This is a genomic window from Chloracidobacterium sp., assembly GCA_016720705.1.
Classification (GTDB): Bacteria; Acidobacteriota; Blastocatellia; order Pyrinomonadales; family Pyrinomonadaceae; genus OLB17.
In genome coordinates this window covers 754,399-768,334 of the sequence record JADKKB010000007.1, presented here as the reverse complement: position 1 = coordinate 768,334, position 13,936 = coordinate 754,399, and the positions used below count along the sequence as shown (strand labels likewise).

The following is a 13,936-nucleotide window of genomic DNA, read 5'->3' as shown; positions in this document are numbered from 1 at the left end:
CTCGTTTGCGGTCAACGAATTAGTTTGAATTCCGAGTGGCCTAAAATAGGGCAAAGCGGTCATCGGACTGCCTTGACACCTATACAGGCTTAACTTACGATTAAGTTTGTGCCAATCGAATTAAACTGATTTAGTTTAGGCAGGAAATTTCCTGCCCGTTAGATATATTTTCAAGAGATAGGTTCAGGGTCTAAATGTCAGAATTCAGCCTAATGGATTACGCTCCGATAGCCGTGATGTTCCTTGTCGCGGCCGGATTTGCCGTAAGCCAATTGCTCGTTACTCAATTGATCGGGCCGCGTAAGAGAACGGCGACCAAATTGATGCCGTATGAATGCGGTAAAGATCCGGTCGGATCCGCACATGATAAATACTCGGTGAAGTTTTACGCGGTTGCGGTCATATTCCTCCTGTTCGATATCGAAATCTTGTTTATGGTTCCGTTTGCCGTTGCTTTCAAAAGCCTTCTGGCGGAGCAGAACTTGACCGGTATTGCCTTCGGCACGATCGCATTTATCGAAATACTTGTATTTATTTCGACCCTGATCGTAGGCTTCATCTTCGTTTGGAATAAGGGAATTTTTGATTGGGGATTGCAGGCACGTGCCGAGGCAAGATCTCAGGCAAAGGAAAATGGCACGGCGGAACCGTGAGATCAAAAGGGCGGCGTAAATAAGAAATGGGTCTCGAAAACACACTATTTGAATCATTGCCGGACGTGGTGACCGTCAAACTCGATGCAGTCGTCAATTGGGCGCGAAAGAGCAGTCTGTGGCCGGCGACCTTTGGCCTGGCGTGCTGTGCGATCGAGATGATGAATACGGTCGCGGCGCGCAATGACCTGTCGAGGTTTGGTGCCGAGACGTTTCGTGTGAGCCCGCGGCAGGCGGACGTGATGATCGTCTCAGGCCGCGTGTCGCGCAAGATGGCGCCGGTTCTACGGCGTATTTAGATCAAATGCCGGAACCGAAATGGGTGATCTCAATGGGTGCCTGTGCTACTTCCGGCGGCGTTTTTGATAATTATGCGATCGTTCAGGGAGTGGACAAGATCGTTCCGGTCGATATTTACGTCCCGGGCTGTCCGCCGCGACCCGAAATGCTGATCCACGCGATCACAATGCTTCAGGACAAGATAATGAAGGAATCGGTCAAGGATCGCCGCGACACATTTGAGACCGAATCGCGCGAGTCGATCGTGCCCGGAACGCTGCCGGTGACCGAGGGAACTGCCCTGGAAACCCAGATGGAGATCGAGGTTGCGGAGAATGCCACCTCGCGGCCGTATTCCGTGCCCTCGAAGCACGAACGGAGAAGGAGCTCGTAATGACCAAACGCTTGCTTGTTGCCCTTACGTTGCTCGCAGCACTCTGCTGTTTGCCGAGTGCGTCAGTGGGGCAGACAGGCATGCGGTTCGCCGCACCGAAAAGCGGCGTTTGGCGGATAACGGGCAAGGATGTTGAGGGCCTAAAGTGGCTCGGTACTATGCGGCTTGCCGCGCGAGCACGCCACGGTGTGCGTGCGACATATAGCGGATATATCGATTGGCGTTCGAGTGACCGCCGCAACTCGGGCCGCGAATTTTTTAATGCGTCGTTTTACTCGGGCAATGGCGGTATCACGATCGTCGGTTATCGAGTCGCGAGGGCAAAGGGCGATATCGCCGCCGGGCGATACTCCGGACATCTCAGCGGACGCGGTCGCAGCATAGTCCGCGGCACTTGGGGCGGTCGGGACGTTATCGCGGGTAAATGGTCGGCCAAGTGGTCGAGGTCAAGGTAGGGAATAGTTGCTATGGCATCTCTTTTGGATTTTGTCGAAAAGATCAAGGGTAAGAACGGCGAATGGGTTTTGGCAGTGGTCGAGGCTCACGGCGAGGTCACGGTCATTGTGCCCCGCGAGTCAGTTGTCGATATTTGCGAATTTCTCCGTGATGAAAGCGGATTTGATATGCTCGCAGACCTTTGCGGAGCAGATCGCGGACCGGAAGAAGAACCGCGATTTGAGGTCAATTACCATCTTTTCGGCACCGAGCATCACAAGCGTCTTCGCTTGAAAGTTTTATTAAGTGACGATGACCCGAGCGTCGAGTCGGTGACGACGGTCTGGCGAACGGCAGACTGGCACGAGAGGGAGACCTATGACCTATTCGGCGTAAAATTTACCGGTCATCCGGATCTGCGGCGTATCCTGTTGCCCTCGGATTTTGACGGACACGCGTTGAGAAAGGATTATCCGTTGCGCGGCTATGAGCCGTACAGTATGAAATAGAACATAGTGAATCGTGAATTGTGAATAGAGCCATCGCGATCAGGTCGACTATTTACGGTTTACGATTATCGATTCACTAAAATATGAGCGTTGCAGTAGAAAATATACCCAGCCAGTTCGATGTGTTGGATACCGCACTCGAATCGCAAATGACTTTGTCGATGGGGCCGCAGCATCCGTCGACTCACGGCGTTTTGCGTCTCGATCTGCGGCTCGACGGCGAGTTGGTAATAAAAGCGATACCCGATATCGGCTATCTCCATACCGGAATGGAAAAGCTCTTTGAGTACAAAAAGTACCAACAGGGCATTGTCATCACGGACCGGATGGATTACCTCAACCCGCTGGGCAATAACCTTGCTTATGTGATGGCGGCCGAAAAGCTTTTGGGCATTGAGATACCCGAACGTGCTCAGGTGATCCGCGTTTTGATGTGCGAACTCCAGCGGATCGCGTCGCATATGGTCTGGCTCGGTACGTCGTGCCTCGATATGGGGGCAATGACGCCGTTCTGGTTTACGTTCAAAGAGCGCGAAAAGATACTTAACCTGATCGAGGCAGCCTCCGGCGGACGTATGACGCCGAGTTATTTCCGTATCGGCGGACTGATGATGGATCTGCCGGCGGGATTTGATAATCGCGTAAAGCAGTTTCTGGCGGATTTTCCGGACGCTCTTAATACGTTTGACACACTGGTCACCGGAAACACGATCTGGCAGAGCCGCACAAAAAATATCGGCATTATCTCAAGGGAAGACGCGATCGCTTGGGGATTGACCGGCCCGAGCCTACGCGGCAGCGGCGTCGATCTTGACTTGCGGCGTGATGAGCCGTATTCCGGTTACGAAACGTACGATTTCGAAGTGCCGACCGAACCTGTGGGTGACGTCTGGTCGCGATTTAAGGTACGTATGCGAGAGCTGGTCGAGTCGTACAAGATCGTCCGTCAGGCGCTCGAACGCCTCAAGCCCGGCCCGATCAAAGCCGACGCACCGAAGGTCGTATTGCCGGACCGAGATGATATGCGTAAGCATATGGACTCGCTGATCCACCATTTCCTGATCGTCGCCGAGGGCTTTAACGTACCCGAGGGCGAGGTCTATCACGCGATCGAGGCGTCCAAGGGCGAACTCGGCGTTTATATGAAATCCAACGGCGGGCCAAAGCCTGAGCGAGTGCATTTTCGCGGGCCGAGTTTCGTCAACCTTTCGGCTTTGCCCGTAATGGCTGAGGGCGAAATGATAGCCGACGTCGTCGCCGTGATCGGCAGCCTGGACATCGTGCTTGGGGAGATCGATCGATAATCGATAGATAATTATGGCAGCAGCAACTCCAACAAGTTTTACTGACAAAATTCTCGTTACCGACGAGATGGCCGAATTTTCGCCGGCAGTGATCGACGAGATGAAAGGCCATCTGGCCAAATACCCGGCCGACCGCCTGCGCTCGGCACTGATCCCGCTCCTTTTTATCGTCCAGCGTGAGCGCGGATGGGTGGATAACCCGGGAGTGAACTTTCTGGCAAAGTTCCTTGATCTGCTGGTCACTGACGTCTGGGAGACGGTTACGTTCTACTCGATGTTTGACCTGCGGCCCGTCGGGCGTCATCACATCCAGATCTGCAAGACGCTGTCGTGCAAGATAATGGGCGAACCGGACATCACCGACCACGTCTGCAGCAAACTCGGGATACATCCCGGCGATACGACCGAAGACGGCAAATTTACCGTCTCGCTGGTCGAGTGTCTCGGCAGTTGCGGAACGGCACCGATGATGCAGATCGGATTTGATTATCACGAGGACCTGACGATCGAGAAGGTGGACAAGATCCTCGACGGGTGCAAATAATTATGAGCAACGGTGTGGTTATTAGCGGCGTATACGAAGCGTTTGGAACGGGCAATATTCCGGCCGTTCTCGGAGCGTTCGACGAGAATATCGCGTGGACCGAGGCTGAAGGGTTTATGTATGGCGGAACGTATGTCGGCCCGAACGCGGTGCTTGAGAATGTATTTATGAGGCTCGGGACCGAATGGGAAGGTTTCAGTGCCGTCCCGCATCAGATCATCGACGGCGGCGATTCGGTCGTTGGGCTAGGAACCTATTCCGGCAAGTATTTGAAGACCGGCAAGAGTATGTCAGTGCCGTTCGCCCACGTGTGGACGCTCAGGGACGGCAAGATCGTTAAGTTTGTTCAGTACACCGATACGCTTGTGATCGCAAACAGCATCGGGTAAGAGATCAAGATGGAAATCAAAGCAATTGGCTGTGAGCCATTACAACTCAAGCGAATGCACATCAAAGATGGGCATACGCTAAAGGTCTATCGTGAAACCGGCGGTTATAAGTCACTTGAAAAGGCGCTCAAGATGGCTCCCGCCGATATCATTGAGGAAGTCAAGAAATCGGCTCTTCGGGGCCGCGGTGGTGCCGGATTTCCGACCGGTTTGAAGTGGTCGTTTGTGCCGAAAGACTCGCCGAAGACCAAATTTGTCGTTTGTAACGCCGACGAATCCGAGCCGGGGACGTTCAAGGACCGCTATCTGATGGAGCGCGATCCGCACGCCCTGATCGAAGGGATGCTGATCGCCGGGTTTGCTCTCGGTTCGACGACCGGCTTCATCTACACCCGCGGCGAGTACAAGTATCTGATCGACATAATGGATGTCGCCCTGGATGAGGCTCGCGAAGCCGGCCTGATGGGCGACAATATTATGGGCTCGGGTTTTTCGATGAATATATACACCCATACGGGTGCCGGAGCATATATTTGCGGTGAGGAAACCGCACTTTTGAGCTCGCTTGAGGGCTTTCGCGGGCATCCGCGTATGAAGCCGCCGTTTCCGGCTATCGAGGGACTATATGCGTCGCCGACCGTCGTCAATAACGTCGAGACCTTGACCGCCGTGCCCCAGATATTGGAAATGGGCGGCGAAGCCTGGCAGAAGCTCGGAACGGAAAAATCGGGCGGCACAAAGCTCTGGTCTGTCAGCGGACACGTCAACAAACCCGGCGTATATGAACTTCCGATGGGCTATGCCGATATGGAAAAGTTCATAATGGAAGACTGCGGCGGCATTCGCGGCGGCAAACAGCTAAAGGCGGTCATTCCCGGCGGGTCGAGCGTTTACATTATGAACGCCGAACAAGTTTTGGGAAAAGGCGTGACAATGGACTACGAGGGACTTGTCGTGGCCGGATCGATGGTCGGGTCGGGCGGATTTATCGTGATGGACGAAACTGTCGATGTAATGGAATCGACTAAGAATCTATCGGAATTTTATAAGCACGAGTCGTGCGGTTGGTGTACACCGTGCCGCGAGGGTACGGCCTGGATCGTTAAGATATTTGACCGGATCGCTGCCGGCGGCGGGCGTCCCGAGGACGCGAAGTTGCTGCTCGACATCTGCGACAATATGGAAGGCAAGAGTTTTTGTCCGCTCGCTGATGCTGCGGCGTGGCCGATCCAAAGTGCGATCAAGCAATTTCCGGATGATTTTAAGAAATGGCTTGCCGATAAAATGAATGGTAACGAGGTCATCGCAAATATCTGATGTTGCAACGACGGGCGATAAAACCTTTTGTTTTTGCCGTTTCCTTGATCCTGCTGCTGTCAGCGGCGATCCTGGGGCAGGAAAAGCTGCCCGTGATAATAGTTCCGGGGCTGACCGGTTCTGAATTGATAAATAGCCGGACGAATGAGGTCGTCTGGTTTAAGGCTCCGAGGTCGAAAGTCGATGATCTACGCTTGCCGATCACGGCCAATGTCCTAAAATCGCAGGACTCCCTTGTGCGGGGCGATATTCTGCGGAGCATCAAGATCGGCATCTTTCCGCGAATAGACGTTTATGGCGGCCTGATCGAAGCACTTATCGCCAAGGGCGGTTACCACGAAGAGTCGTGGGCAAGCCCTACAACCGATGGTGATAAAGCGTCGATCTACGTTTTTCCCTACGATTGGCGAAAGGATAACGTCGAAAATGCGCGTCTGCTGATACGCGAGATCACTGCCCTTAAGCTCAAACTGAAGCGGCCGGATCTGAAGTTTAACGTAATTGCTCACTCGATGGGCGGCATCATTACTCGATATGCGGCAATGTACGGCGATGTTGACCTGCCGGCGGGTAATCGAAAGCCGCAACCGACTTGGGCCGGTGCTAAGAATTTTGAAAAAGTAGTTTTACTAGGGACACCGAGCGAGGGGTCGGCACTGGCACTCAGGTCACTGGTCGACGGGTTTGCGATCGGCGGCATCAATATCAATTTGCCGTTTGTCCAAAACCTTACGAAATTTGATCTTTTCACGATCCCGTCGGCCTATCAGTTGCTGCCGGCACCCGGAACATTTAGAGTGACGGATGAGAATTTTGAACCGATCAACGTTGATCTTTACAACCCGAAGGAATGGAGCCGATACGGTTGGAACGCGATCAACGATAAACGCTTTCCAAAGGAGTTTAAGCTAGCCGAACGGCGTTTGGCAGCGCAGTTTTTTGCCTCGGCGTTAACCAGGGCAAAGCGGTTACACGAGGCGTTAGCTGCGGGTTTCAACGCAACTGCACCGGCCTTGTTCAACATAGTCGGTGCCGACTGTAACGATTCGCTCGACCTTGTAGTGCTCAGGCGCGATCGGCGGACTGATAATTGGATCACTATGTTCAAGCCCGCGTCGTTTTCGAAATCTAGCGGCGATAAGGTCACGAGCGACGAGCTTAAGAAATTGATGCTCACAAATGGTGACGGTGTCGTAACCAAACGGTCGCTTGAGACCGATACGCAGACGCGATATACGGGAGCGTCGATATTGAAACCGGTTTCGAGCAAGTTTATTTGCGAAGAGCATAATAAACTTGCGGCAAATGCCGATATTCAAAATTATCTTATGGAAATCCTTGGGATAGTTCCGCCAAGCCAAACAGTGGCGAAGTGAGGGCGGCGGCCGACGAAAGGCATTTTGGATCAACGACGATGAAGTTAGCGGTCAGGGATCGCACTCATCGATAACGATATTTTGTTAGTACAGCGATTAATATCACGCCCGATGGCATAGAAGTAAAGGCCACGGAAACGCAATATTTGAGAAAAGTTTGATGTCAACAGAACTTATTAAAGTCACAATAAACGAACAGGAACTCGAGGTCGAAAAGGGAGCCCGTCTGATCGACGTTTGCCGCGAAAATGGCTTTGCGATCCCGTCATTCTGCTATTACCAGGATCTCGCTCTACAGGCGTCGTGTCGAATGTGTCTGGTCCGCATCGAAAAGATGCCCAAGCTCCAGACGTCTTGTACCATTATCTGCACCGACGGAATGGTCGTGACCACCGACAGCGAAGAAGTCGAAAAGGCTCAACGCTCGATGGGCGAATTCCTGCTTGCAAACCATCCACTCGATTGCCCCGTATGTGATCGCGGCGGCGAGTGCGAATTGCAAGAGGTGATCTTCGACTGGGGCGATGTCGAAGAGCGATTTACGGAAAGAAAGTCCCCGCAGCCCGAAAAATATCTTTCGCCGATCATCGCCAACGATCCGCAGCGATGCATCCTGTGCAAACGATGCACGCGCGTCTGTGACGAGTGGATGGGTGAGGACGCGATCGAGGCCGGCAACCGCGGAGCTAACACCGTTATCGGTACTTACGGCGGTTGGCTCAACTGTTCGCAGTGCGGCAACTGCATCGAGGTCTGTCCGACCGGCACGCTTCTGGACGGTGTCTATCGACACGAAACACGTACTTGGGAACTGGATCAGATCACTTCGACCGACGTTTACAGTTCGGACGGTATGCAGTTGAGCATCGGTTCCCGCGGCGGCGTAGTCCACCGGATTGTCGCGCGCGAGCGGTATGTAAACGGATTGAACGGCGAATTCCTTGACGTCAAAGCCCGTTTTGCACACGGCTTTGTCGGTCACGCGGATCGGATCAAGACACCGATGATCCGCTATACAAAGGGCGGCAAGCTGATCCCGGCGACCTGGGACGAAGCGGTAAAGTTCGCTGCCGAACGTTTCAAAGCAGCGGGCCAGTCGGTCGGCGTAATTGCCAGTCCGCGATTGACCAACGAGAGCGTTTTTACGCTCAAGCGATTTGCACTGGAAGCAGCCGGATCGGAGAATTTTGCGGTCGCGGAAGATAGTAAGCTAGATTCGATCTTTGATAACCTGAGCGTCGATCTCTGTACGCACAAGGAGATCCGTTATGCCAAGGTCATCGTGCTGATCGGGGGCGAACCCGAAGAAGAACAGACCTACACGGCCAAACAGATCCGACAAGCAGTCCGAAACGGCGGGGCAAAATTCATCTGCGTAAATGATACGCCGATCAATCTGACCCGGCGGGTAACGCAGTTCGTGCACGTGAATCCGGGCACGGCAGACGCCTTTGCTCTGGCACTGGCCGATCCATCGACCGACTCGCTCGTCGCCGACAAACTTGGCATCGATGCCGGTGAGATCGTTGCCGTACGGCAGATCATCAATGACGCTCAAGGTGATGTGATCTTTATGGTCGGTAACGAACTGTCGGCCGAGGCTCAGGCAATTATTGCAGGGACAGCCGCGAAATTTGCCGGTGAAGGGCGCCGCGTGCTGCTCCATCCGCTTGCAAAGTACAACAATTCCGTCGGTGCCCACGATATGATGCCGGGCAGCAGATCGGCCGATCAAGTGGTCAGCGGGTCAAAGGCTTTGCTGATCGGCGGCAGTCTCCAGTCAACCGATGGCCTTGCGGGCAAGGATTTTATTGCCGTGCAGGAACTGTTTATGACCGAAACGGCTGAATTTGCGGATGTCGTGTTTCCGGCCGCGAGTTTTGCCGAGATCGACGGTACATTTACAAACAACGCCGGCAACGTGCAGCGTGTGCGAAAGGCGATCGAACCTCTGCACCGTTCGAAACCGGATTGGGTCATCGCGTCGCTCATCGCTAGGGAAATGGGGGTTGATTTTGGCTACGATTTTTCAGCGTCGCTGGTGTTCAAGTCACTTGCGGAGAGCGTACCGGCCTATGAAGGGCTTCGATACCCCGCCCTGAAGGACGAATCGAATCCGGCCCGTGCAAGCTACGCCGTCGCCGCTTCACCTGACGTTTCAGGTGCAGTGACCGCACTTAAGGCGCGTGTCGAATCAATGAGCGGCGATGCCGAGAAAATTACCGAAACGCCGCGAGTCGGGCACAAACTTCATCGTTTGACGACGATGACGAGCAAGACCGAGCAATTTCACCTGCTGGCTCACGGTAACCCGAAGCCCGGCAATTTGCTCGTATCACCGCTCTTTCAGTTTGCCCTGGACGGCAAACCGCTGGATGAGGATTTGGCCGATTCGGCCGAGGTCGGTGCCGCCGACAGGTCGTTGGTCGGTAAATAGTTTTTTGTTATGGAATCTGTTATCAAAACTGTATTTCCGTTTTTGGTCTTCGGTGCTGCGATCGGAGCCGCCTTTGGCGGTGTGATGATGGTCGTCGCCTATACGGTGCTCGCCGAACGAAAGCTTTTGGGCTGGATGCAGGGCCGCTTGGGCCCAAACCGCGTCGGCCCCTGGGGATTATTCCAGCCGTTCGCCGACCTGTTGAAGTTCATTTTTAAGGAAGACCTGACGCCCGATCAATCGACGAAATTTGTCTATTTTCTGGCCCCTTTCGTGGCTCTGACCTGTGCGTTGATGCCGATGGTCGTGTACCCTTTCGGGCCGCGTATCGCTGATCCGCTCGGGTGGTTGGTGCCGTACGTTTCAGGTATTGCCTATGTCGGCGATGTCACCGTATGGGTCGCCGAACAAGCCAGGAATATGCCGCTCACCATCTCACAGATCGATGTCGGCGTGCTGTTCGTGCTCGGAATCACGTCGGTCGGTGTTTACGGCATCGCTCTCGCGGGTTGGTCGTCGAACAATAAATATTCGCTGATGGGCGGCCTCCGCTCGTCGGCCCAGATGATCTCGTACGAACTCGCGATGGGAGCATCCGTTCTCGGCGTTGTGATGCTCTCAGGCACTCTGGATCTGAACGGCATCGTCTTCGCTCAGATACATTCGCCGTTCCGTTGGTTTATCATCCCGCAGTTCATAGGTTTCGTGGTGTTTTTGATCTCTGCTTTTGCTGAGACAAACCGCACCCCATTTGACCTGCCGGAGGCTGAGACGGAGTTGGTGGCGGGATTTCATACCGAGTATTCGTCACTCAAATTCGCACTGTTCTTTATGGCCGAGTACGTGAATATGTTTACGGTATCAATGATGTGTACCGTACTATTTCTCGGTGGTTGGTATGTCCCGGGCCTTAGCCATCTGGTCGAACCCGGTTCGATCCCGTATGCACTGATCAGCGTTGTGGCATTTGTCGTTAAGATCTGTGCGTTTCTATTTCTCTATATCTGGGTTCGCGGCACGCTTCCGCGATTCCGTTTTGACCAGTTGATGAACTTTGGTTGGAAGTTTCTGCTTCCGGTCGCGTTGGCAAACGTCGTCTTGACGATCATCGTGGTCTATTTCTTGAATAGCTAGCATTATGGTGTCGACAGCCTTATTTTTTGTATTTGCCGGCCTCGCGATCGCTTTTGCGATCTCGATGGTATATCACCGAAATCCGATCTTTAGCGCGATCTCGTTGGTTGGTGTTTTCATTTCGCTCGCGTGCATTTATGTGACTCTGGCGGCACCGTTCATCGCGGCCGTGCAGATCCTGGTCTATGCCGGAGCGATAATGGTGTTGGTCGTCTTTGTCATTATGTTGCTCAATCTTGACGAAGAGCCGACGAAAGACAGGCTCAAGTATCTTTGGGCATTCGGCGGCGGGCTCGGAGTTCTGCTGCTGGCTCAGACGTTCTTTATCTACTACGCGGTGATGCGGGCTCCGAACATTGCGTCGGATCAGGCACAAACGGTAGGTAAGACACTGAGCATCGGCCAGGCAATGTACACGGAGTATCTGCTGCCGGTGGAGATAGTCGGAGTGATGCTGCTGATGGCGATCATCGGTTCGGTGATCCTTGTCAGACGATTCAGTCAGCCCAAGCTCGAATTGGTCGTCGATAACGAACTTGAATTGAGGCACGAAGAAAAGCCTCTGATCTAAACGAAAATGGAACCAAGTTTAGCCAGTTATCTGGCACTTTCAGGAGTATTGTTCACGATCGGAGCGGTCGGCGTTGTTTTCAAACGCAACGCTATCGGGATGTTTATGTGCATCGAGCTGATGCTCAATGCCGTAAATCTGACATTCGTGGCATTTTCACGATATTACGGCGATGTGACCGGACAGCTTTTCGTGTTTATGGTGATGTCGGTCGCCGCCGCCGAAGCCGCCGTCGGGCTCGGTATATTCATTGCGTTTTTCCGAAACAAACAGTCGGTCGACGTCGATGACGCAAGTATTATGAGGAATTAGTCGCAGCTAATGACTGAAAATAACCTTTTAAGCTTAATTATTTTTGCCCCGCTGGCCGGTGCCGTGATCAATTGGCTGATCGGCGGCCGGCTCAAGAACGAGTTGTTTAGCGGTGCTGTGGCGTGCGGCTCGATCGTGGTGTCGTGCGCGGTGGCGTTCTACATAGCGTTTGTCGCCGATGGCGGAGCTTTGTTTATCGACAAGCCCGTACTCGATCAGATCTGGACGTGGATACAGGTAGGGAATTTCCGGGCTGACTTCGGGCTCGGAATGGACCATCTGTCGGCCATATATGCCTGTTTTATAACATTTGTCGGCTTGCTGATCCACATATTCGCGACCGGCTATATGAAGGGCGATCCGGGGTTTTACCGCTTCTTTGCGTACCTGAACCTCTTTATGTTCGCAATGCTGACGCTCGTTCTGGCGGATAATTTCCTCCTGATGTTCGTCGGATGGGAAGGCGTAGGACTTTGCTCATATCTTTTGATCGGATTCTACATCAAAAAGGACGAGGCACGTAAGGCTGCAAAGAAAGCTTTTGTAATGAACCGCATCGGTGACTGGGGCGTTTTGATGGGTATATTTCTCATTTTTACGCTCACGGGCTCGATCTCGTTCTACGACAAGGTCGTCGATGGCCAACAGGTGCAGAGTGCGTTCACCTTCATCATCCAGCATATGGGTGCCGACCCCTTTACGTGGGGAGCGATCTTCGCCGGCGGATTGACCTCGGCAGCTGTCCTGCTCTTTATCGGAGCGACAGGTAAATCGGCTCAGATACCTTTGCTGACCTGGCTTCCGGACGCGATGGCCGGCCCGACGCCGGTTTCGGCCCTGATCCACGCGGCGACGATGGTCACAGCCGGTGTTTATCTTGTCGTTCGTGCAAACGCGATCTATCAATTTGCCCCGACTGCGATGTGGATCGTGGCAGTGATCGGTGCGGCAACTGCACTTCTCGCGGCAACGATCGCGATAGCGCAAAACGATATTAAAAAGGTTCTGGCTTATTCGACAGTCTCACAGCTTGGATTTATGTTCCTGGCCGCGGGTGTCGGAGCATTTGTTGTCGCGATCTTTCACGTGATGACGCACGCATTCTTTAAGGCACTGCTGTTCCTTGGTTCGGGCTCGGTCATTCACGGAATGCACCACGAGCAAGATATGCGAAAGATGGGCAATCTTAAAAAACATATGCCCATCACGTTTATAACGATGGCGGCGGGTTGGCTGGCGATCTGCGGCATCCCGATCTGGGCAGGATTCTTTTCAAAAGACGAAATTCTCTACAAGACCTTTGCCGCCGACAACTACTTTCCCGGCGGTGCATTTCCAGGCAATGAATTCTTGTGGGTGGTGGCGACTCTGACGGCTGTTTTGACGGCTGTCTACATGACCCGAATGATGGTTATGACATTCTGGGGCAAGGAGCGCTTTCACGACGCATTGCCCGGCGAAGAGCACGCCCACAGTCACGACGATCACAGTTCGACAGACTTGAGTGTTGCGGACAACGGGGCGGACGACGACGACGAGCATCACGCTCTGCCGGCGGACTTTAAGGCGCACGAATCGCCTTGGTCGATGACCGTGCCGCTGATCGCTCTGGCGATACTTTCAACGGTCGGCGGCCTGGTCGGTATTCCGTACGCGATGAGTTCGCTATTTGGGGCGGGCGACATCAATGCGTTTGAGCACGTGCTCGATCCCGTTATCGCTAAGGCGGCAAAGGGTGGACACGAGGTTCACGCACTGCCGGCGTCGGCGACAACGCCGCCCGTAGAACACGAGAATACGGAGTCAGCGAAAACAGAAACGGCGGCAGCGGATCACGAAACCCACTCGCCCGAGGTGGTCGCAAAGGAACGGTGGTTGGCACTGCTGTCCACGGTACTGGCATTTGTCGGTATCGGCATTGGCTTTGCACTATTTAAGAGCAATCCGCTTCGCGCTATGCCCAAGATCCTTGAGCAAAAGTGGCGTCTGGACGAGCTTTATAACGGTTACATCGTCGATCCGTTGACCAATTTTTCGCGAAACGGGCTCTGGAAAGGCTTTGATGTCGGATTTATCGACGGTATCGTTAACGGCATCGGCCACTTCGTGATGGAGTTTGGCGGCGTGGTCAGGCAACTGCAGGTCGGATTTATCCGAAGCTATGCCGCGATCATCTTGCTCGGAGCGATGGTCGTGCTCGGTTATTTTATTTATTACGGTTTGAAACTTGTGAGTTAGTGGTTCGTTGATCATCGTTCGTTGCGGCCCTCCGGGCCCTTTTA

13 protein-coding genes and 1 pseudogene are annotated in these 13,936 nt (G+C 53.6%); all 14 read left to right on the top strand.

The genetic code is table 11. The features are described 5' to 3' along the window. The first annotated feature begins 194 nt into the window (after nt 1-194). The 14 genes and pseudogenes from IPQ00_10655 to nuoL all read left to right on the top strand — a co-directional run bounded on the left by IPQ00_10655 (nt 195) and on the right by nuoL (nt 13,892). Nucleotides 195-653, top strand: coding sequence for an NADH-quinone oxidoreductase subunit A (locus IPQ00_10655; protein ID MBL0241016.1), 459 nt, complete (start codon nt 195-197; stop codon nt 651-653). Between the two features lie 26 nt (nt 654-679). Further along, nucleotides 680-1,326: pseudogene (locus IPQ00_10650) on the top strand (NADH-quinone oxidoreductase subunit B). After that, nucleotides 1,326-1,781: a hypothetical protein gene (locus tag IPQ00_10645; protein MBL0241015.1), complete on the top strand. Its 456-nt coding sequence runs from the start codon at nt 1,326-1,328 to the stop codon at nt 1,779-1,781. Before IPQ00_10650 ends, IPQ00_10645 begins: the two are co-directional and overlap by 1 nt. 12 nt (nt 1,782-1,793) lie before the next feature. Further along, entirely contained in the window at nt 1,794-2,270 is a 477-nt protein-coding gene (locus tag IPQ00_10640) for an NADH-quinone oxidoreductase subunit C (GenBank protein ID MBL0241014.1), read from the top strand. Nucleotides 2,271-2,353: 83 nt separating this feature from the next. Beyond that, complete coding sequence (nuoD, locus tag IPQ00_10635) at nt 2,354-3,574, top strand: NADH dehydrogenase (quinone) subunit D (GenBank protein ID MBL0241013.1); 1,221 nt, start codon at nt 2,354-2,356, stop codon at nt 3,572-3,574. Between the two features lie 67 nt (nt 3,575-3,641). After that, nucleotides 3,642-4,118, top strand: coding sequence for an NAD(P)H-dependent oxidoreductase subunit E (locus IPQ00_10630; protein MBL0241012.1), 477 nt, complete (start codon nt 3,642-3,644; stop codon nt 4,116-4,118). Between the two features lie 2 nt (nt 4,119-4,120). Then, nucleotides 4,121-4,507, top strand: a complete 387-nt coding sequence (locus tag IPQ00_10625; protein MBL0241011.1) for a nuclear transport factor 2 family protein — start codon at nt 4,121-4,123, stop codon at nt 4,505-4,507. A 54-nt stretch (nt 4,508-4,561) separates the two neighbouring features. Further along, entirely contained in the window at nt 4,562-5,824 is a 1,263-nt protein-coding gene (gene nuoF, locus IPQ00_10620; protein MBL0241010.1) for an NADH-quinone oxidoreductase subunit NuoF, read from the top strand. Then, nucleotides 5,824-7,200, top strand: a complete 1,377-nt coding sequence (locus IPQ00_10615) for a hypothetical protein (protein MBL0241009.1) — start codon at nt 5,824-5,826, stop codon at nt 7,198-7,200. The genes nuoF and IPQ00_10615 overlap by 1 nt, the downstream gene beginning before the upstream one ends. A gap of 160 nt (nt 7,201-7,360) precedes the next feature. Then, nucleotides 7,361-9,637, top strand: a complete 2,277-nt coding sequence (locus tag IPQ00_10610) for a molybdopterin-dependent oxidoreductase (GenBank protein ID MBL0241008.1) — start codon at nt 7,361-7,363, stop codon at nt 9,635-9,637. A gap of 9 nt (nt 9,638-9,646) precedes the next feature. Then, nucleotides 9,647-10,771 carry an NADH-quinone oxidoreductase subunit NuoH gene (nuoH, locus tag IPQ00_10605; GenBank protein ID MBL0241007.1) on the top strand — a complete coding sequence of 375 codons (1,125 nt, stop codon included), beginning with the start codon at nt 9,647-9,649 and terminating at the stop codon, nt 10,769-10,771. 4 nt (nt 10,772-10,775) lie between these two features. Beyond that, nucleotides 10,776-11,342: an NADH-quinone oxidoreductase subunit J gene (locus IPQ00_10600; protein ID MBL0241006.1), complete on the top strand. Its 567-nt coding sequence runs from the start codon at nt 10,776-10,778 to the stop codon at nt 11,340-11,342. 6 nt (nt 11,343-11,348) lie between these two features. Beyond that, nucleotides 11,349-11,654: an NADH-quinone oxidoreductase subunit NuoK gene (gene nuoK, locus IPQ00_10595; protein MBL0241005.1), complete on the top strand. Its 306-nt coding sequence runs from the start codon at nt 11,349-11,351 to the stop codon at nt 11,652-11,654. Between the two features lie 9 nt (nt 11,655-11,663). Then, the gene (nuoL, locus tag IPQ00_10590; GenBank protein ID MBL0241004.1) at nt 11,664-13,892 is read left to right on the top strand and encodes an NADH-quinone oxidoreductase subunit L; all 2,229 of its coding nucleotides are present in this window, start codon (nt 11,664-11,666) and stop codon (nt 13,890-13,892) included. Nucleotides 13,893-13,936: the final 44 nt, after the last annotated feature.